Source organism: Parasphingopyxis lamellibrachiae, from assembly GCF_003385775.1.
GTDB lineage: Bacteria > Pseudomonadota > Alphaproteobacteria > Sphingomonadales > Sphingomonadaceae > Parasphingopyxis > Parasphingopyxis lamellibrachiae.
This window is the reverse complement of sequence record NZ_QRDP01000004.1, coordinates 1,343,099-1,361,825: the sequence shown is the minus strand read 5'-3', so window position 1 is coordinate 1,361,825 and position 18,727 is coordinate 1,343,099. Positions and strand designations below refer to the sequence as shown.

14 protein-coding genes are annotated in these 18,727 nt (G+C 59.3%); 3 read left to right on the top strand and 11 right to left on the bottom strand.

The genetic code is table 11. From position 1 onward, the window contains the following. Window positions 1-7 precede the first annotated feature (7 nt). A complete protein-coding gene (locus tag DFR46_RS06720; RefSeq protein ID WP_116235743.1) occupies window positions 8-1,075 on the bottom strand; it encodes an aromatic ring-hydroxylating dioxygenase subunit alpha in 1,068 nt (355 codons plus the stop codon). Window positions 1,076-1,232: 157 nt separating this feature from the next. Here DFR46_RS06720 and DFR46_RS06715 point away from each other — a divergent pair, with 157 nt between their 5' ends. After that, window positions 1,233-2,396, top strand: coding sequence for an acyl-CoA dehydrogenase family protein (locus DFR46_RS06715; RefSeq protein ID WP_116235742.1), 1,164 nt, complete (start codon window positions 1,233-1,235; stop codon window positions 2,394-2,396). A gap of 7 nt (window positions 2,397-2,403) precedes the next feature. Then, the gene (locus DFR46_RS06710) at window positions 2,404-2,775 is read left to right on the top strand and encodes a PaaI family thioesterase (RefSeq protein WP_116235741.1); all 372 of its coding nucleotides are present in this window, start codon (window positions 2,404-2,406) and stop codon (window positions 2,773-2,775) included. A gap of 3 nt (window positions 2,776-2,778) precedes the next feature. Here DFR46_RS06710 and DFR46_RS06705 read toward each other — a convergent pair whose 3' ends face one another. The 8 genes from DFR46_RS06705 to DFR46_RS06670 form a co-directional block, all read right to left on the bottom strand. Beyond that, window positions 2,779-4,164, bottom strand: coding sequence for a sulfatase family protein (locus DFR46_RS06705; RefSeq protein WP_245953722.1), 1,386 nt, complete (start codon window positions 4,162-4,164; stop codon window positions 2,779-2,781). A gap of 230 nt (window positions 4,165-4,394) precedes the next feature. Further along, window positions 4,395-4,934 (bottom strand): molybdenum cofactor guanylyltransferase, encoded by a 540-nt coding sequence (gene mobA / locus DFR46_RS06700; protein WP_116235740.1) that lies wholly within the window; start codon window positions 4,932-4,934, stop codon window positions 4,395-4,397. Between the two features lie 47 nt (window positions 4,935-4,981). Next, entirely contained in the window at window positions 4,982-5,797 is an 816-nt protein-coding gene (locus DFR46_RS06695; RefSeq protein WP_116237199.1) for a peptidylprolyl isomerase, read from the bottom strand. Window positions 5,798-5,805: 8 nt separating this feature from the next. After that, window positions 5,806-6,501, bottom strand: coding sequence for a respiratory nitrate reductase subunit gamma (narI, locus tag DFR46_RS06690; protein ID WP_116235739.1), 696 nt, complete (start codon window positions 6,499-6,501; stop codon window positions 5,806-5,808). After that, entirely contained in the window at window positions 6,494-7,231 is a 738-nt protein-coding gene (gene narJ / locus DFR46_RS06685; protein ID WP_116235738.1) for a nitrate reductase molybdenum cofactor assembly chaperone, read from the bottom strand. Before narJ ends, narI begins: the two co-directional genes overlap by 8 nt. After that, entirely contained in the window at window positions 7,231-8,757 is a 1,527-nt protein-coding gene (narH, locus tag DFR46_RS06680) for a nitrate reductase subunit beta (protein WP_116235737.1), read from the bottom strand. The genes narJ and narH overlap by 1 nt, the downstream gene beginning before the upstream one ends. Then, window positions 8,754-12,500: a nitrate reductase subunit alpha gene (locus DFR46_RS06675; protein ID WP_116235736.1), complete on the bottom strand. Its 3,747-nt coding sequence runs from the start codon at window positions 12,498-12,500 to the stop codon at window positions 8,754-8,756. The genes narH and DFR46_RS06675 overlap by 4 nt, the downstream gene beginning before the upstream one ends. A 12-nt stretch (window positions 12,501-12,512) precedes the next feature. Next, the gene (locus DFR46_RS06670; RefSeq protein WP_116235735.1) at window positions 12,513-15,251 is read right to left on the bottom strand and encodes a nitrate/nitrite transporter; all 2,739 of its coding nucleotides are present in this window, start codon (window positions 15,249-15,251) and stop codon (window positions 12,513-12,515) included. 242 nt (window positions 15,252-15,493) lie between these two features. Between DFR46_RS06670 and DFR46_RS06665 the strand changes: the two genes are divergently transcribed. Further along, complete coding sequence (locus DFR46_RS06665; protein WP_116235734.1) at window positions 15,494-16,228, top strand: cyclic nucleotide-binding domain-containing protein; 735 nt, start codon at window positions 15,494-15,496, stop codon at window positions 16,226-16,228. On the opposite strand, the gene DFR46_RS06660 is transcribed toward DFR46_RS06665, so the two are convergent. Continuing rightward, a complete protein-coding gene (locus DFR46_RS06660) occupies window positions 16,192-17,379 on the bottom strand; it encodes an NnrS family protein (RefSeq protein ID WP_211306389.1) in 1,188 nt (395 codons plus the stop codon). The two genes, DFR46_RS06665 and DFR46_RS06660, sit on opposite strands and share 37 nt — an antisense overlap. Continuing rightward, a complete protein-coding gene (locus DFR46_RS06655; RefSeq protein WP_116235733.1) occupies window positions 17,376-18,608 on the bottom strand; it encodes an alginate export family protein in 1,233 nt (410 codons plus the stop codon). Before DFR46_RS06655 ends, DFR46_RS06660 begins: the two co-directional genes overlap by 4 nt. Between the last annotated feature and the right edge of the window lie 119 nt (window positions 18,609-18,727).

Sequence of the window (18,727 nt, the reverse complement as noted above, 5' to 3'; positions counted from 1 at the left end):
AGCGCGGTCAGTTCGGCGTCGCGCCGCTTGGCCTGTTGCTCTGCGCATTGCGTTCGGATCGGGCCATCTGGCGCAAAATACCGCGCATCTGGTTTATCGCGGCGTCCGCTTCCAGGGCGGTGCGGGCGATCGGTTCGTCCGGTTCTTTCAGGAGCAACTCCTGCTGGGCCTCGATGATGGTGCGGTCTTCTTTGAAAGCCGCCAGCGTGCCGCCGAGCAGCTGTTCCAAGGAGGCTTCGGGCTCGCTTCGGGGCAGGCCGATCGAAAAGAAATAATGGGCGGTATTGGCGGTTTCCGGCGTTACCGCCTGCGCGCTGAAATTGCCCAGGGCATCGTCGATTGCGATCGCCTTGCGGGGTGCCTCTCCGGCGGGCTGCATTGCCGTTCTGACGGTAAGAATGCCCGGGGCGTCGAATTCATAAATGTTGAGCAAGTCCATCCGCGCGTTTTCGGGAAACGCGCTCCTGAAAATCGGCGGTGGGGGAATGTCCGGGAACCAGCGTTCGAACCGGAACCCTTTATCCCGTCGCGACATATCCGGTTTGCAGGACCAGTCGGCTCCGCCGCCGAAGGTGTTGCGATGGACAAATTGCAGATGGGAAAAATCGAGAAGGTTATCGTGGATCAATCGCGCATCGGCCGCATAGTGCAGATAGCCCGTCCGCATCTGGAACGAGGGATCTCCAAGCGGATTTATGTCCGGGATCAGGGTCTCATCCATCAATTTCGGGTCGCCCGGCCAGACCCAAACCCATCCTGCACGGTCAATTGCGGGATAGGTGGTCGCGCGGGCGGTTGGCGGGATAAGGTCCTGCCCGGGAATCTCCAGGCATTGTCCCTGCGGATCGAACAGCATGCCGTGATATCCGCAGCGGAGATTGTCGTTCTCCCGAATACCGCAGGATAGCGGAACGGAACGATGGGGGCAGCGATTGCGAAAAGCGACGATTTCGCCGGTCGAGATTCTGAAGAGGGCGAGGCGGTGTCCGAGGATCGTGCGATCGAGCACCGATATATCGTCTATTTCATTGCTCCAGGCCGCGACATACCAGCAGTTCTCGGGAAAATCGCCCATCTTGTCCTCGCTTTTCCGGCGAGACTATCCGCTGGCCTGCTCACATTTTACTCGCGATGGAGATGGCCAATCTACGCCAATTGCGAGTTTGAACTGAGGTGCAGGCGTCCTAGCGATTGGCCCCTCTCGATCACCGCCATTTGCGAAAGGGCATGCCATGAACGCCGCCGGAGAAGCCGACCACATTGTGATGCTGCGCGACACCATGCGCCGTTTCATCGACAAGGAAATGCCGCGCGAGCTGGCCCAGAAATGGGACAAGGAGAACGTCTTCCCGCGCGACGTGCATGACAAGCTTGTCGAGCTTGGCCTGACGGGTCTTACGGTTGCCGAGGAATATGGCGGCAGCGGGCGGGACATTACCGCGACGATCATGGTCATTGAGGAATTATGCTCGCGCAGCATGGCGGTTGGCTGCGCTTACATCCAATCAACCTGCTATGCCGGCCTTAATATCAGCGAAGTCGCGAGCGAAGAGCAGCGCCGGACATTGCTGCCAAGGGTCGCGTCCGAAGGGCTGATGGTCGCCTATGGTTTCAGCGAACCGGATGTCGGAGCCGATCTGGCGAGCGTTCGGACAACGGCCGTGCGCGAAGGCGACGAGCTGGTCATCAATGGCAATAAGCGATTCTGTTCAGGCGCGAAGATCTCCGAATATATTTACGCCCTGGTCCGCACCGGCCCGGTGGAAGAAAAGTACAGAAACCTGTCGCTCGTTTTGATCCCGCCCGATTCCGAGGGAATTGAGATGACGGCGCAGGACACGATGGGCCTGAAAGGTGGCGGAACGTTTGATATCAGTTTCGATGACGTTCGTGTGCCGGTTTCCAATGTCGTCGGCGGCGAGGAAGGGCTCGGTCAGGGTTGGTCCAAACTTGTCGGCCCGGGGCTGGATATCGAGAAGATTGAAGTGGCGGCCATGGCGCTCGGCATTGCGCGCGGAGCCGTGAATGACGCCTGGAACTATGCGCAGGAGCGCGTTCAGTTCGGCAAACCGATCTGTACGATCCAATCGGTCCGCCACATGCTCGCCGATGTGAAGACAAAGTTCGAAGCCTGTCGCCTCATGACGTACAATGCCGCTGCGTTGATCGATGCCAATCAACCCGCCGCGGCAGACACATCGATGGCCAAGCTGTTCGTCTGCGACACGGCGCGCGATATCGTGCTGACCTGTCAGCAGATCATGGGCGCTTATGGCTATGTTCGCGATTTCGACATGCAGCGCTACGTGCGCGATGTTCTCGTCATGCCCATCTTGGGCGGGTCGTCGGCAATCCAGCGGAACAATATCGCCAATCTGCTGAAACTTCCGCGCTAGGCCGTTTGTGACCAGCGGTTTCAACGCGCTGCTCGGGCTGAACATTGTCGGCCTGTCCGACGAGCGGTTCACAGTCGAACTGGATGTCGACGACCGCCATATGCATGATCTGGGACAGGTGCATGGCGGCGTCTATCTGGCGCTGGCGGACACTGTTATGGCCCGCGCCGCACGCACCCGGATCGATGCGGACGAATATTTGCAGACCGTGGACTTGCGGACGAGCTTCCTGCGGCCTTGTGCGGAAGGCCGGATTGTCGCGGGCGCCTCGATCATACGGTGCAGCAAGCGGTTCGTGTTTGTCGAAGCCGAACTGGAAAACAGTTCTGGGAAATTGCTGGCGACGGCATCGGCAACCATGGTGCGCACCAGACGCTGACGCCTAGTCGTGCTCGGCAATCTGGCCGGCTCCGTTTAGTGAATAGCTGAACGAATCGTCCGGATAGGGCAGCATTGTGGCGTTCCAGGCTTCCCAGTCCGCCCTGAGCTCGGCGAAAATTTCGGGTTGGTGATCGGCAAGATTGGCGCGTTCCTGGCGATCCCTGGACAGGTCGAACAGATATTCATGGCCATTGATGCTCAACCATTTCCACTGGCCGAAGCGCACGGCTTTCTGATCGTTCGCCTTGTGACGCCAATACAGTTTGCGATCTACCGGTTCCGCCGAACCGGTGATCTGCGGGAGGATGTCGATCCCGTCGGCCGGGTAGCGCGGATCGGGCGTGCGTCCTGCGGCAGCCAATAGAGTCGGCATGAAATCCATCGACATCGCAGTCTGCTCGGAAACGCTTCCAGGCGCGATGCGGTCCGGCCAGCGGATCAAAAGGGGTACCCGGATACCGCCTTCGAGAAGATCCCCCTTCATGCCGACATAGGGCCATGTGTAAGAAAAGCGCTCGCCGCCATTGTCGCTCGTGAAAACAATGATCGTATTGTCAGCCTGATCTGACCTCTCAATGGCATCGAGCACCCGCCCGATACCGCGATCGAGCGCGCCTACCATCTCGGCATAGGTCGCCTCGCTGCCGCCGTCATGATGGAGGAGATAGCGGATATGGCGCGACGCCTCCTCATCCTCGGGGCCTTCCCAGGGCCAGTGGGGGGCGGTGTAGTGCAGGCTTAAGAACAGCGGAACCCGATCTCTCGCGGCCGCGGCGATATCGGTTGCCGCGCGATCCGAGAGCAAGTCGGTCAGATAACCGTGGCGTTCGATGATCTGCTGACCTTCGTAGAGGCCGCTCCCTCCGGAGCCATCGATATGATCGCTATGGCTGAAATAGTCTGCATAGCCGAGCCGGACGCCGAAAAAACTGTCATAGCCGCTGAGCGTGGGGCCATAGTCGGGCAGGGATCCCATATGCCATTTACCGACCAGACCCGTCCGATAGCCAGCATTGCGAAACTCGGACGCGATGGTCGGATGCTCAGGCGGAAGGCCGACGGGTTCGGGTTCCGCGCCTATTGGCTCCTCAAGGCCACCGCGCAGCCGATATTGATAGCGCCCGGTTGCGAGCGCAAAGCGGGTCGGCGAACACACTGAAGAATTGGCATAGCCCTGGGGCAGTATGACGCCGCCGGTGCCGATACTGTCGATGTGAGGCGTTGAATATTCGGTTCGGCCCAACAGGCTGATATCGCTGCATCCAAGGTCGTCCGCGAGAATGAACACGATGTTCGGTGGGCGCCGGGATGGGCTTGCATGGGCATGCCCCATAGAGGCCGCGAGTGCGCCGACGCCTGAGATAAACTGCCGTCGATTGAAAGGCATATTGCCCCCTGTGCTGGCTGGCCCAGGCCGGATTGGGTGCTCACCGTCGCCATGGATATCTGTGCCGGTGAATGGCCGGGCTGAGTGTCGGGCCGAACCGGCCTTGCCGGCAACTCGCATTCGGTTGTCTTTTTGCGTTGCGATTGGACAGCGACCGTCTGGGTGCTGCAGCGTGACTGGCCTCGAACGTGCGGCTCATCAGGAAATGGAGAGGGGGTTGCGGATACCCGCTAGGCGCATTGCCGCAGTCGTTCCAGATCTTCGGGACGGTTAATATTCACCAGCGGTTCCGGCAGCGTTATCCGCTTTGCGCCGATCATATCGGCAAAGGCATAAAGGGAGCGGCCTCCGCTATCGAGAAACCTGTCGAGGGGGCCGGCAAGGGCGGTAGGCCAGCAGCCAATGACGGGCAGTTCGGCAACGATCGCAGCGCCATCGCCCGACAGGCGATCGGCAATGTCCGCAGGGAGGTTCAGGATATCGCACCCGGTGCTGAGAACTGCGCGCATATTCCGGCGCCGTGCATAGTGCAGGGCTCCGGCCAGGCCGCCCAGGGGGCCGAGACCCGGTTCCGGATAGTCCGCGACACATGTGCGGGCCGGCAGCCTCCGCCCGCAGATTATCAGTTCGGATACCTGCGGCTCCAACTGTGCAATGGCGCGGTCTATCAGGCGTTCGCCGTCAACCAGGGCCTGGGCCTTGTCCGAGCCGAAGCGGCGCGCCTGGCCGCCCGCCAATATCGCTCCGCACAGTCTGGCTTTACTCCCCATTCGGGGCCTCGCTTCGCAAAACCTGGATTGGTTCTTTACGCATTTCTCTACTGGACCAGAGGGCTGGCATTGCCCTGAAGGTCGAGGCCCTGAAGTTCGGCCCGCCCGGCGAGGATCCCAATATACTGGGCGACAGCCCGTCGCCAACTTGCCTCTTCCAGATAGTCGGCAATCCGAGCGCGAACGGCTTCGAACGGGAGCGTCTCGCCGGCCATTTTGCGACCGACTTTCAAGACATGCGCGCCGTATCGCGTTTTGACCGGGACCGGGCAGAGTTGCCCTTCCTCGAGATTGAACAGAAAGGTATCGAACTCGTCGACCGTCTGACCGGGGCCGAGTTGCCCCAGATTTCCACCTTGATCCGCCGACGGACAGGCCGAATGCAGCTTGGCCAGATCGGCAAAGTGCTCGGGATTGTCCTTCAGCTCCGCGATGATGCCCTGAGCATCGGCGACGGCCTTGCTATAAGCGGTTTCGTCATCCTGCCGCGCCGCGAACAGGATATGGGAGGCTTCAGCCAGATCGGGGCTCGTGAACCGGGATTTGTGCTGCTCATAGAAGCGCAGACAGGTTTCTTCATCGGCTTTGGGCGTCTGCACTTCCTGCTCGAGCAGGGCCTCTATCCGGGCGTCTTCGGGCGCCAGCTCGCGGCCTTTGTCATCCTTAAGCTCAGCGACTTCGATTTCCAGTCGCTCCGCTTCGCCGAGAAGCAGTGCTTTGACCGCCAGGGCCTCTGCTGCTGCGGCCCATGCCGTTTCGGGGTTGTCCGAGGGATGGTTCTGCGCCTCGGCGGCAATCGCCTCGGGCGGAACTGGTGTGCCATTGACGCTGATTGGCTCGCCGCCCTGCGGATGTTCGCTCATGCCGGTGATCATGACAGCGCCTTTTTGCTGCGCACGATCTGGTATCCGGGCCGCCAGATATAGCGGACCGGGGCGGACAGCATGTGAACCAGCCGTGTGAAGGGAAAGAGCAGCAGGATCGTCAGGCCAAGGAAAAGATGCGCCTTGAAGATCGGATGAACGTCCAGAACATAGCTGGCTGCACCCGCTTCGAAGGTGAAAATTCCCTGCGCCCAGGACATGAATTTCACCATTTCATGGCCATCGAGATGGTCGAGCGAAACAAAAATCGTCGCCATGCCGAGCACCAGCTGCAACCAGAGCAAAAACAGGATCGCTATGTCGCTGAAGCTCGAGGTGCGGCGGATGCGTGGATCGAACAGCCGCCTGTGCAGGAGCATCGTCGCGCCGACAAAGGCGAACAGGCCGGCCACGCCGCCGGCAACGATTGCAAGAAGCTGTTTTGCGCCATGGCTGACGCCGAGCGCATCGAAAAATGCGATGGGGGTCAGCAATCCAACGAAATGCCCCGCGAAAATCAGCAGCACACCGAGATGGAACAGTACCGATCCCACCATCAGCTGGCGGCGGCGCAGGAGCTGGCTCGAGCCCGACCGCCAGCTATAGGGTTCCCGGTCGTAGCGAATGACGGACCCGATCGCGAGCACGGAGAGCGCGATATAGGGATAAATGCCGAAGACCATATTGTTCAAAAAATCAGCCATTGTTCGCGCTCCCGCTCTGAACGGTTTCGGCCCCTGCCGCCTTGGCCGGGGAAGTGATCTCAGCCGCCAGCCGATCCAGCATTCCGTCGACCTTTGGGCAGCCTTCATCGGGAGAGCCGGGCCCGAAAGTTACATTCTCGGCCTCCCAAACGGCATCGAGGGCCTCCAGGTCGTCAGGATCGTCGTCGGGCTCGTCGAGCAGCGCCTTGATCGCTTCGGGGTCAACCTCAGCCATCGCAGCGAGTGCCAGCAACACGGCCGCATAGCCGCTTTCCCGTTTGGCGAGCCTCTCGCCGAGCGCGGCTATCACATGAGCCGGCTGGCCGAGCAGATCGATCGCGTCCTCTTTGGGCAGCGTCGAGATAAATTCGAGAAAAAGCGGGATGAAATCGGGCAATTCCTTGCTGTCGATCTCCAGTCCGCGATCCTCGTACATGGCCTTGAGGTCGACCATGGCCTGACCGCGGTCCCGGCTTTCGCCATGGACATGCTCGAACAGATGCAGGGAGAGAGAGCGGGTGCGGTCGAACAGCAGCACATAACGCTCCTGCAGATCGAGCAACTCGCGGCTCCGATATTCGTCTATCAGCCGGTCCAGCGCCGCCAGATGCTCGGTCGGAACCAGGCCTTCGCCTGTCAGGATGTCGCTAAACTCGCACGATGCGGCCTGAATATCGATTGTCGGATAGGCCAGCAACAGCGAGAGGACCTGGAAGCTTTTTACCGTCATCAGAATATCTCCGTCGGCGTCTGGACGCGTTTCTTCGTCGGCGTGCCGAACAGGTTCGGTTCGGAGGATCCCCCCGAACAGCCATTGCCGAATGAAAAGCCGCAGCCGCCGCGCACATCATAGGCGTCCTCCACCTCTTCCCGGTGCGTGGTCGGGATGACAAAGCGATCCTCATAATTGGCAATCGCCATGATGTGATACATGTCCTCGACCTGCTGGACGGTCAGGCCGACCTTTTCGGCCGTATCGGATGCAATGACACCGTCTATGGTTTTCGAGCGCATATAGCTGCGCATGGCGAGCATCCGCTCGAGGCACAGCGCGACCGGCTCTTCCTTGCCCGCCGTGAGCAAATTGGCGAGATATTTGAGCGGGATACGCAGCGAACGGACATCGGGCATGTCGTCATTGACCGCTATCTGCCCGGCATTGGCCGCCGCGTTGATCGGCGACAGGGGCGGGACATACCAGACCATCGGCAGCGTCCGGTATTCCGGATGGAGCGGGAAGGCGACCTTCCAGTCCATCGCCATCTTGTAGACGGGCGATGTCTTGGCCGATTCCAGCCAGGCATCGGGAACGCCATCCTTGCGGGCCTGTTCGATCACCGCGGGATCATTGGGGTCGAGGAAGATATCGAGCTGGGCCTGGTAAAGATCCTGCTCGTCCTCGGTCGATGCAGCTTCCTCTATCCGGTCAGCATCGTAAAGCAAAACGCCGAGATAGCGGATGCGGCCGACACAGGTTTCGGAACAAACGGTTGGCTGGCCGGCTTCGATCCGCGGATAGCAGAAGATACATTTTTCGGATTTGCCGGTGTTCCAGTTGTAGTAGATCTTCTTGTAGGGGCAGCCCGAAACACACATCCGCCAGCCCCGGCATTTCTCCTGGTCGATCAGGACGATGCCGTCTTCCTCGCGCTTGTAGATGGCGCCAGAAGGGCAGGCGGCGACGCAGGTCGGGTTAAGGCAATGTTCGCAGAGCCGCGGCAGGTACATCATGAAGGTATTTTCGAACTCGCCGTAAATGTCCTTCTGGATGCCCTCGAAATTGTAGTCTTCCGAGCGTTTGGAGAATTCGCCGCCGAGGATTTCCTCCCAGTTCGGGCCCCATTCGATCTTTTCCATCCGCTCGCCCGAAACCAGCGAACGCGGCCGCGCCGTCGGCATAGCTTTCATTTCGGGCGCGTTTTGCAGATGCTCGTAATCGAAGGTGAAGGGTTCATAATAATCGTCGATCTCGGGAAGGTCGGGATTGGCGAAAATTTTCGCCAGCACCCGCCATTTGCCGCCCATCCGCGGGCGGATCCGACCACTGCGTATCCGTTCCCAGCCACCATTCCAGCGGTTCTGGTTTTCCCAGTCCTTCGGATAGCCGATGCCGGGCTTGGTCTCGACATTGTTGAACCATGCATATTCCATGCCTTCGCGGCTGGTCCAGACGTTCTTGCAGGTGACGGAGCAGGTGTGGCAGCCGATACATTTATCGAGATTCAGCACCATGCCGATTTGTGCGCGGACTTTCATTCTGCTGCCTCCATATCCGGGGACAGCCTGTTTTCAGGTCCGTCAAGCCAGTCGACATCCGTCAGTTTGCGAACGATCACAAATTCGTCGCGGTTCGATCCGACCGTTCCATAATAGTTGAAACCGTAGCTTTGCTGGGCATAGCCGCCGATCATATGGGTCGGTTTCAGGATCGCGCGGGTAACCGAGTTATGGATGCCGCCGCGATTGCCCGTGACCGGCGATCCTGGCACGTTCACGATCTTTTCCTGTGCATGATACATGAACAAGGTTCCCTCTTTCATGCGCTGGGAGACGACGGCCCGGGCAACGAGCGCACCGTTGGAATTGAACGCCTCCACCCAGTCATTATCCACGATCCCGGCTTTGGCCGCATCGATTTCCGACATCCAGACAATCGGGCCGCCCCGCGACAGGGTCAGCATCAGGAGGTTGTCGGTATAGGTTGAATGGATGCCCCATTTCTGATGCGGCGTGATGAAGTTCAGGATTACATGGTCTTGCCCCTCGGCACGATCGAGCATTGGCTTGACGGCCTTGGTGTCGATCGGCGGGCGATAGACGCAGAACCCTTCGCCGAATGCCCGCATCCATTTGTGATCCTGATACAATTGTTGCCGTCCGGTCAGCGTCCGCCAAGGGATCAGCTCATGAACGTTCGTGTAGCCGGCATTATAGCAAACGCTTTCGCTCTCGATTCCCGACCAGGTTGGCGACGAGATTATCTTGCGCGGCTGGGCCACCACATCGCGATAGCGGATTTTCTCATCTTCCTTGGGCCGCGCCAGATGCGCATGATCGCGCCCGGTAAAGCCTTCCAGAGCCTCCCATGCCTTGACGGCGACCTCGCCATTGGTTTCGGGTGCCAGCATCAGAATTACCTCGGTGGCGTCGATATCGCTTTCGATCTTCGCCATGCCCTTGGTCGGGCCTTCATCGGTCACCACGCCGTTGAGCGCTTTGAGATGATCGACCTCATCTTCGGTGTTCCAGCCAATGCCCTTGCCGCCATTCCCAAGCTTGTCCATCAACGGGCCAAGAGCCGTGAATTGCTTGTAAAGGTTGGGATAATCGCGTTTCACGACCGCAATTTGCGGCATGGTCTGGCCGGGGACGGGATCCACCTCGTCCTTGGTCCAGTCCGCAACATCCATAGGCTGGGCGATTTCGCCTGGCGTGTCGTGCAGGATCGGCGTCAGGACGACATCTTCTTCCTCGCCCAGCACTTCGGGCGCGATCTCGGAGAATTTCTTGGCGATCGTCTTGTATATTTCCCAGTCGGAACGGGACTCCCAAACCGGATCGACGGCAGCCGACAGCGGATGGATGAAGGGGTGCATGTCCGAGGTGTTAAGGTCGTTCTTTTCGTACCAGGTCGCGGTCGGCAAAACGATGTCCGAATAGACGCAGGTCGTCGACATGCGGAAATCGAGCGTCACGAGGAGGTCCAGTTTTCCCTCGGGGGCTTCCTCATGCCAGACTACGTCTTCGGGCTTGGTATGGCCCATCTCGCCAAGATCCTTACCCTGCACACCATGGCTCGTGCCGAGCAGGTGCTTGAGCAGATATTCGTGGCCCTTGCCGGACGAACCGAGCAGATTGGATCGCCAGACAAACATGTTGCGCGGCCAGTTGGCCGGATCGTCGGGATCGTGACAGGAAAGTTCGAGATCGCCGGATTTAAGCGACTCCACGACATAGTCTTTCGGCTCTTTTCCAGCCTCTTTCGCCGCCTTCGCAATATCGAGCGAATTGGTTTTGAGCTGGGGTGCGGAAGGCAGCCAGCCCATCCGTTCGGCACGAACATTGTAATCGATCAGCGAACCGCCCCAATCGCCTTCGGGCGCGGTGGGCGACATGATCTCGCTGACGTCCAGCGTTTCGTAGCGCCATTGATCGGAATGGGCATAGAAAAAACTTGTCGAGTTCATCTGCCGTGGCGGCCGGCTCCAGTCGAGGCCGAAGGCGAGCGGCAGCCAGCCCGTCTGCGGGCGCAGTTTTTCCTGTCCGACATAATGCGACCAGCCGCCGCCGGACTGCCCCACGCAACCGCACATGATCAGGAGATTGATGATCCCCCGATAGTTCATGTCCATATGGTACCAGTGGTTCAGCCCGGCCCCGAGGATGACCATCGATTTGCCTTTGGTCTTTTCGGCATTGGACGCGAATTCGCGGGCAACGGTAATGATATGGTCGGCGGGAACCCCGGTTATCTGTTCGGCCCAAGCGGGCGTATAGGGTTCGTTCTCGTCGTAACTCTTGGCCAGGTTATCGCCGCCCAGCCCCCGATCGAGGCCATAATTGGCCATGAACAGGTCATAGACCGTGGCGACATAGGCTTCGCCCTCCGCCAGCGCGATTTTCTTTACCGGAACCCGCCGCATCAGCGTGTCGGGATGGTCTGTTCCCTCGAAATAGTCATGATCGCGATTGCCGAAATAGGGAAAGGCGACATCGAGGACGCCGTCTTGGTCCTGATCGAGAATATTGGTCAGGCGCAGTTTTGTATCGTCGCCGCTGCTTTCCTTCTCTTCCAGGTTCCATTTGCCCTTGTCGCCCCAGCGAAAACCGACCGAGCCGTTCGGAGCAACGATAGTGCCGGACTTTTCGTCGAACGCGACCGTCTTCCACTCGCCATTATTGTCTTCGCCCAGCGCACCCTCGAATTCGCTGGCACGGACCAACCGTTCGGGAACATATTGCCCGTCCTTCGCGACGAGGCGTACGAGCATCGGCATATCGGTATAGCGGCGGGCATAGTCTTCGAAATATTGGGCCTGCCGGTCGAGATGATATTCGCGCAGGATGACATGGCCCATGGCCATGGCCAGTGCGGCGTCGGTGCCCTGTTTGGGATGGAGCCAGATATCCGAGAATTTGGCCGCTTCCGAATAATCGGGCGAGACGACTACCGATTTGGTCCCTTTGTAGCGCGCTTCGGTATAGAAATGGGCGTCCGGCGTACGGGTCTGGGGCACATTCGAGCCCCAGAGCATCAGGAAGCCGGCATTGTACCAGTCGGCGCTTTCGGGAACATCGGTCTGCTCACCCCACGTCATCGGCGAGGCCGGCGGCAGATCGCAATACCAGTCGTAAAAAGACATGCATGTGCCGCCGAGCAGCGACAGGTAACGCGATCCGGCTGCATAGGAGACCATCGACATGGCGGGGATCGGCGAGAAGCCGATAACCCGGTCGGGTCCATGTTCGCGGGCTGTATAGGCGTTGGCAGCTGCGATGATCTCCGTCACCTCGTCCCAGTCGGCGCGGATGAAGCCGCCATGGCCGCGGATCTTGGTGTAGGAATCCCGTTTCGCCTTGTCCTTTACGATTGAAGACCAGGCGGCAACGGGTTCCATCGTCTTGCGGGCCTCGCGCCACAGCTTGACGAGCCGCGATCGCACCAGCGGATATTTGAGCCGGTTGCCCGAATAGATGTACCAGCTGTAGCTCGCGCCGCGCGAGCAGCCGCGCGGTTCATGATTGGGCAGATCCGGGCGGGTTCGCGGATAATCTGTCTGCTGGGTTTCCCAGGTGACGATCCCGCCCTTGACGTAGACCTTCCACGAACATGAGCCGGTGCAGTTCACGCCATGCGTCGAGCGCACGATCTTGTCGTGCTGCCAGCGCTTGCGATATCCGTCTTCCCAGCGGCGATCCTCTTTCGTGGTCACGCCGTGCCCGTCCGAAAAGGACTGTTTGGCGGTGAAGAAATTCAGGCGATCGAGAAGATGGCTCATGGCATCTATTCCTTACTGGGCGGGCTGTGGTTGGAGCGGGATTTCACGGCCGCGTTCGATATCGTGGAGCAGGCCGCCCCGGCGCGAGTAAACGAACCAGGTGACCACGGCGCAGGCGGCGTAGAAGATCAGGAAGCCCCAGAGCGCTGCATTGGGCGCGCCGGTCATCGAAATCGACGTGCCGTAAGATTTCGGGATGAAGAAGGCGCCATAGGCGGCGATCGCGGAGGTGAAGCCGATAATCGCTGCGGACTCCTTTTCTGCTCCGCGCAGCCGCTCAGCTTCTGGAAGCTCCGGCATAAGCCGTGCCGTTTCCTTGCGCATGATGATCGGGATCATCTGGAAGGTGGAGGCATTGCCGACGCCGGTCGCGAAGAACAGCAGCATGAACATGGCGAAGAAGCCCCAGAAAGCACCCGGTTGATCCTTGATCCCGAGGAAATAGAGAACCCCGGCAACCGCGACGATCATCACGAGAAACACCCAGAAGGTAACCCGGGCGCCGCCCCATTTGTCCGACACCCACCCTGTTGCAGCGCGCGAGATCGCGCCGACCAATGGCCCCAGGAACACATATTTGAGGGAGTCGATTTCGGGGAAGGCGATATTGGCGAGCAGCGGGAAGCCTGCGGAATAGCCGATGAACGAGCCGAATGTGCCGGTGTAGAGGAAGCACATGATCCAGTTGTGCTTCCGCTGGAAAATTACCGCCTGTTCGGAGAAGCTCGCTTTGGCCGAGGCTATGTCGTTCATGCCGAACCATGCCAGGGCGGCGCTGATCAGGATGAAGGGTATCCAGATAAAGCCGGCATTCTGAATCCAGAGCGGGTCACCGCCTGCCACCGGTTGCGGATCGCCGCCAATTGCTCCGAACACGCCCATCGTGATGACGATCGGTACGACGAACTGCATCACCGAGACCCCGGCATTGCCGAGCCCCGCGTTCAGCGCGAGCGCATTGCCCTTCTGCCGTTTCGGGAAGAAGAAGCTGATATTGGCCATGGACGAGGCGAAATTGCCGCCACCGAAGCCGCACAGCAGAGCCAGCGTGAGGAAGATGAAATACGGCGTTTCCGGGTTTTGTACAGCATAGCCGATGCCAAAGGCCGGGATGACCAGCGACAGGGTGCTCAGCGTCGTCCATAGCCGTCCACCGAAAATCGGAACCATGAAGCTGTAGAAAATCCGTAGGGTTGCGCCTGACAGTCCTGGAAGTGCGGCCAGCCAGAAGAGCTGGTCGGTCGAATATTCAAATCCGATAGCCGGGAGTTTCGCGACCACGACGGACCAGACCATCCAGACGGAAAAGGCAAGCAACAGGCAGGGAATCGATATCCACAGATTGCGCTGGGCGATCTTCGCTCCCTTGTCGGCCCAGAACTCCTCGTCCTCGGGTCGCCAGTCGGTGAGCGTTGCCGCTTTCGTCTCGCGATGCTCTTTCGGCTTGTGAATATCCTGCATTTCCGGAAATTCGGGCAGCTCGGACAATTTCTCGCCAACGGCTTTCTGTTCCATCTGCCGCACCGCGAAGTGCATCCAGAGCATGGCAACGGCGACCAGCGCAAAGAGCAGCATGAAGCAACTCGTCCAGATTCCGGTCAGGTCGTTCATCGCGCCAAAGGCGATCGGCAGGATGAAACCGCCAAGGCCGCCGATCATGCCGACAAGACCACCGACCGCGCCGACATGGCCCGGATAATAGACGGGAATATGCTTGTAGACGGCCGCCTTGCCGAGAGACATGAAGAAACCGAGGACGAAGATCGCGAGAACGAACGGGACCAGCCCCATCGACGTCGAGAATGCGATCGGCCCCTCTATCCCGTGAATGATATAATCGGTTTCGGGATAGGACAGCATGAACAGGCACAACAGCGACACGCCGAAGGTCGCGTACATCACTTTACGCGCGCCGAATTTGTCCGACAGATGGCCGCCATAAGCCCGAAAGAGGCTGGCTGGGATCGAATAGGCAGCCGCCAGGATGCCGGCCGTTTTGATGTCGAGGCCGTACACATCGATCAGATAGTGCGGCAACCACAGAGCAAGAGCGACAAAGGCCCCGAAAACGAAGAAATAATAGAGCGCAAAACGCCAGACCTGCTGGTTTTTGAGAGGTTCGAGCTGCGTCAGCATAGACCGCGGTTTCTCACCGCTTTGCTTGCGCACCTTGCGTTCCGGATCGTCTTCCGTTGTCAGCCAGAAGATGATGGCGGTAACCGCAAGCACGGCGGCCCAGACCTGGGCGACCGATGTCCAGCCATAAGCGACGAGCACCATCGGCGCGAGCAATTTGGTAACCGCGGCACCGACATTGCCGGCACCGAAAATGCCAAGCGCGGTGCCCTGCTTTTCGGTGGGATAGAATTTGGAGACATAGGCGATGCCGACGGCAAAGCTGCCGCCAGCCAGGCCGACACCCAGTGCCGCCAGAAGCATGACCGGATAGCTGGTCGCATAGGATAGCAAGAACGTCGCCGCGGCCGCGCACAGCATGGTGAGCGTGTAAACCAGTCGCCCGCCATATTGGTCGGTCCAGATGCCGAGGAAGATACGCGACAGAGATCCGGTTAGGATCGGCGTACCGACCAGCAGGCCGAATTGCGCTTCGCTCAACCCGAGATCCTCTTTGATCTGGATCCCGATGATCGAGAAGATTGTCCAAACCGCAAAACAGATCGTGAAGGCTGCTGTGCTCATGCCCAGCGCTTTGTGTTGCTGGCCCGGTTTCAAGTCGGCGACGTCCTGCATTTCTCGTTCCCCTGATCACATGTGAGTCGCAATGCGCCCAATGCTCGGAAAGGGTCTGCGTGAGGGGCGAGGGAGGCATCTTGATTTATATCAAATATGTAGCTTTGCATAAGAAAATCAGGCATTTATTGGATCGTTATTTGACAAATATCGATCCACTTCCGGTATGTCGGCAAGGCATAGCTTGATATTTGTCAAATGTTGCGGAAGGTCGAAACCGCACAGCAGAAAGATTCCTTCCCATGCGCCCTGAAGATATCCCGGTCGTCCGCAACTTGCCGTTATTCGCCGATATGGACGATCGGCGATTTGACGAACTGGTCAAGGCGGCGCTGCTCCAGACCTTCCCTCCCCAGGTAGATCTGATCCGTGAAGGCGATCCGGCCGATTTTCTCTATGTGCTGGTCGAGGGTGCGGTTGAACTCTATGCCGGGCACAATGGCCGCGAGACGACGATGGCCGTTATCGAGCCTACCTCAGCCTTCATTCTGGCGGCCGTTTTGAACGATGCCGTTTTCCTGATGTCGGCGCGGACATTTCTGCCTTCGCGAGTGATGATGATTCCCAATGAGCATATTCGGCGCTGTTTTGCCGAAGACAAAGCCTTTGCTGCGGCCGTCGTCGCCGAACTTTCTCAAGCCTATCGTCAGCTCGTCAAGCAACATAAGGAGATCAAGCTCCGCCTGGCCGCCGAACGGCTGGCCAATTATCTGCTCCGCCAGTCCCAGGCGCGCGGCGATCCAACCCACTTCAAGCTGCCGGCGGGCAAGGGTACGATAGCGGCGCTGCTCGGCATGACGCCCGAGAACCTCTCCAGGGCCTTTGGCGCATTGTCCGCCTATGGTGTGAGAGTAAGGGGCGGCAGCATTCATATCGACGATGCGGCCCTGCTCGCCGACTTCGCCAAGCCGACGCCGCTGATCGACGGCGTTGAAGAAATCTATGAGCGGCGCGGCGTGAAGAGCATCGGGCCGTAAAGGATCGCGAATAACAGGAAACCAGATATCCAGAGCGTGCCGCTGATCGTCATGACCAGTGCATAGTCGCTCATCGCGAATGGGCCGGCAATCCGTGTGGCAGCGCCGAGAAAGATGAGCGCGTAGATTGTCACCGTACCCGTGCCTGCCTCCAGCGGGCGCCCGCAATGGCCTAAAGTCGCCCGCGTCATCACCGCCATCGTCAATTGTCCGATCGCTCCGGCAGTCAGAACATGCAGGGCGAGTGTCGGGGAGACGATATCGGGCCTGAGAATGGATGCCCCAATCGCGAGGAACGCCGCCATCAACCACGCATAGGCAATATGCAGAATCGCAACCAGCGGTTCGGCGAAGGTTGACCAACCCCGCCAACGCGCAAGGCGGACAAGGTGAAGGATACCGACGGCCAGCAGCGCATAGCCGGTGCCCGAACGGTCTGGGGCGGCGACCCATCCGATCATCACGAACCCTGTCGCCAGCAGCACCACCTTGTCGAAGGAACCGAAGGGTGAGGGCAGGGGGTGCCGATCCTGTTTCTTCATCCAGTTGATGGTGAAAGACGGAATGATCCGTCCGCCAATCAGCGACATCAGCATGGCGGCAATGGCGAGCCCGGTTCGCTGGCCAATGCCGAACGGCAAGGCAAGGTGGGATTCCAGGTGGAACAGAATATTGCCCAGCGCAAACAGGCTGACGAAGAAACAAATAGGCAGGTTACGCCAGTTCCTGCCGTTGAGGACCTCGCGCCAGGCAAACCCCGCAAGCAGGAGCAGGAAGGCGCTGTCCGCGGTCGCCACCAATATTCCGTCACCCGACGCCATCGCGATGCGGCCTGCGATCCAGGTGAATACGAACAGGAACAGCGGCAGCCCCATGACCGGCAGTCGGCCCGTCCAGTTCGGGATGGCCGTCATCAGGAAGCCGGCAATGATGGCGGCCAGATAGCCGAACAGCATTTCGTGCACATGCCAGCGCATGGGGTCTCCGCCAACGCCATATCCATGGGTGAAGGCGGCCAGCCAGAGCGGGATGGCCAGAGCCGCAAAACAGGCGCCCAGGAAAAAGAAGGGGCGAAAGCCGTGGCTCAAAAACGCAGGGCCTGTATAGGCACGCCGCTTTTCGCCGGCCGTAATTTCGGCAGCGCCGCTCAAAAGCTTATCTGTGTCGTTAACCAGAATTTTCGGGTGTCGGTCGCGAACCGGTCTGCGTCATAGTCCGCATATTTGACCGCAACCGACCATCCGGGGCGAAGCGGTACCGTGAATTGGGCATTCCACTCTCGGCCATAATGCATGTCCGCGCGGGTCGAACGGAAATCGTGATAGGCGATCCGGAAGGCGCTGTTCTGCAAAAAGCCGCTGCGGAATGGCCGGATGGTTGCATCGGCGTAGAGATCGCGCAGTCCGTTCGGCGGGGTCCGGAGGAATTTGTCGGACCAGCCGTTAAAGGCGTGGAGTGTCGCGAGCGGCGTTTGCAATGCATCGACCCCGTTGCCCCCTAGGCGCTCATAGCCGAGCCGGAGGGCGACCGGCCCGGCTGTGATTCCGGGCTGGAGGAGAAGATAGGAAAGCGAAAAATCGCGTGGGTGGCCGGCATGGTCGCTCTGGCGAGCATATTCGGCCGCATATGTGAGGGTGATGTCGCCACCGGCCGGTTGCTGGCCCGTCAAACGCAGACCCCAGGTTCGCGATGAATTTACCGGAGCATCGGGAATATCGAGCAGATAGCCATAGGCGCTGATCGTTCCGACATTTTCCACATCGAGAGATCCGCGGATCATGTGAATGTCATTGTCCCGCCAGATACCCTGCGGAGAGTCGGGCCCGAATATCCGGTTGACCCGCCAGGCATAGCCATAGGTTATGCTGGTCGCGGGCGACGGGTGCGCCGTTGCAAAGGCTGCATCGAAAGTCTGGTCATTCTGTCGCCATCCAACGGAGCCGATCCAGCGTTGATTGTCGATATTGATAACCTGGCGACCGACGCGGGCGTCGACGCGGTCGGGAAGCTGCCAGCGAATATAGGCCTGATTGAGCAGCAGGTCTTCCGGATCGGCGACGACGGGAAAGGCACCCCGGCCATTGACGGTATCGTTGAAGTCCTCCGGTCCGAGATGCACGATGCCTTCGGCCTGAACATGGGCGCTTAATCCATTCCATTCCCGTGTCCGAACCCCGGCGCGGATCCGCAATGTCGAAGCGGTTGCGTCATTCGCGAATCCGTCCTGATCGACCAGTTCGAGTCGGTAGCGAAAATCGACATAGGGATCGATGATCGGCGGCGCTTCTTCGGCCGTATCCGTTTCGGTCGCACCGGCGATTGCCGGAAATCCGCATAGCGGCGCAATGATCAGCAGACGAGTGAGGAATCGCTTTTTCATAGCGCCGATTTAGCGAAAGATCGCAACAGATATTTGATATATATCAAATCAAATCGAGCTGGAGATTTGCCGAGACGAGCGTTTCCATGCGTTGCTGTTCGCTAGTCGCAGGGAAGGCG

Bases quoted from the DNA above. Each gene is read 5' to 3' on its own strand.
- DFR46_RS06720 (WP_116235743.1), bottom strand. From the start codon at position 1,075: ATGGGCGATTTTCCCGAGAACTGCTGGTATGTCGCGGCCTGGAGCAAT.
- DFR46_RS06715 (WP_116235742.1), top strand. From the start codon at position 1,233: ATGAACGCCGCCGGAGAAGCCGACCACATTGTGATGCTGCGCGACACC.
- DFR46_RS06705 (WP_245953722.1), bottom strand. From the start codon at position 4,164: ATGCCTTTCAATCGACGGCAGTTTATCTCAGGCGTCGGCGCACTCGCG.
- mobA (WP_116235740.1), bottom strand. From the start codon at position 4,934: ATGGGGAGTAAAGCCAGACTGTGCGGAGCGATATTGGCGGGCGGCCAG.
- DFR46_RS06695 (WP_116237199.1), bottom strand. From the start codon at position 5,797: ATGAGCGAACATCCGCAGGGCGGCGAGCCAATCAGCGTCAATGGCACA.
- narI (WP_116235739.1), bottom strand. From the start codon at position 6,501: ATGGCTGATTTTTTGAACAATATGGTCTTCGGCATTTATCCCTATATC.
- narJ (WP_116235738.1), bottom strand. From the start codon at position 7,231: ATGACGGTAAAAAGCTTCCAGGTCCTCTCGCTGTTGCTGGCCTATCCG.
- narH (WP_116235737.1), bottom strand. From the start codon at position 8,757: ATGAAAGTCCGCGCACAAATCGGCATGGTGCTGAATCTCGATAAATGT.
- DFR46_RS06675 (WP_116235736.1), bottom strand. From the start codon at position 12,500: ATGAGCCATCTTCTCGATCGCCTGAATTTCTTCACCGCCAAACAGTCC.
- DFR46_RS06670 (WP_116235735.1), bottom strand. From the start codon at position 15,251: ATGCAGGACGTCGCCGACTTGAAACCGGGCCAGCAACACAAAGCGCTG.
- DFR46_RS06665 (WP_116235734.1), top strand. From the start codon at position 15,494: ATGCGCCCTGAAGATATCCCGGTCGTCCGCAACTTGCCGTTATTCGCC.
- DFR46_RS06655 (WP_116235733.1), bottom strand. From the start codon at position 18,608: ATGAAAAAGCGATTCCTCACTCGTCTGCTGATCATTGCGCCGCTATGC.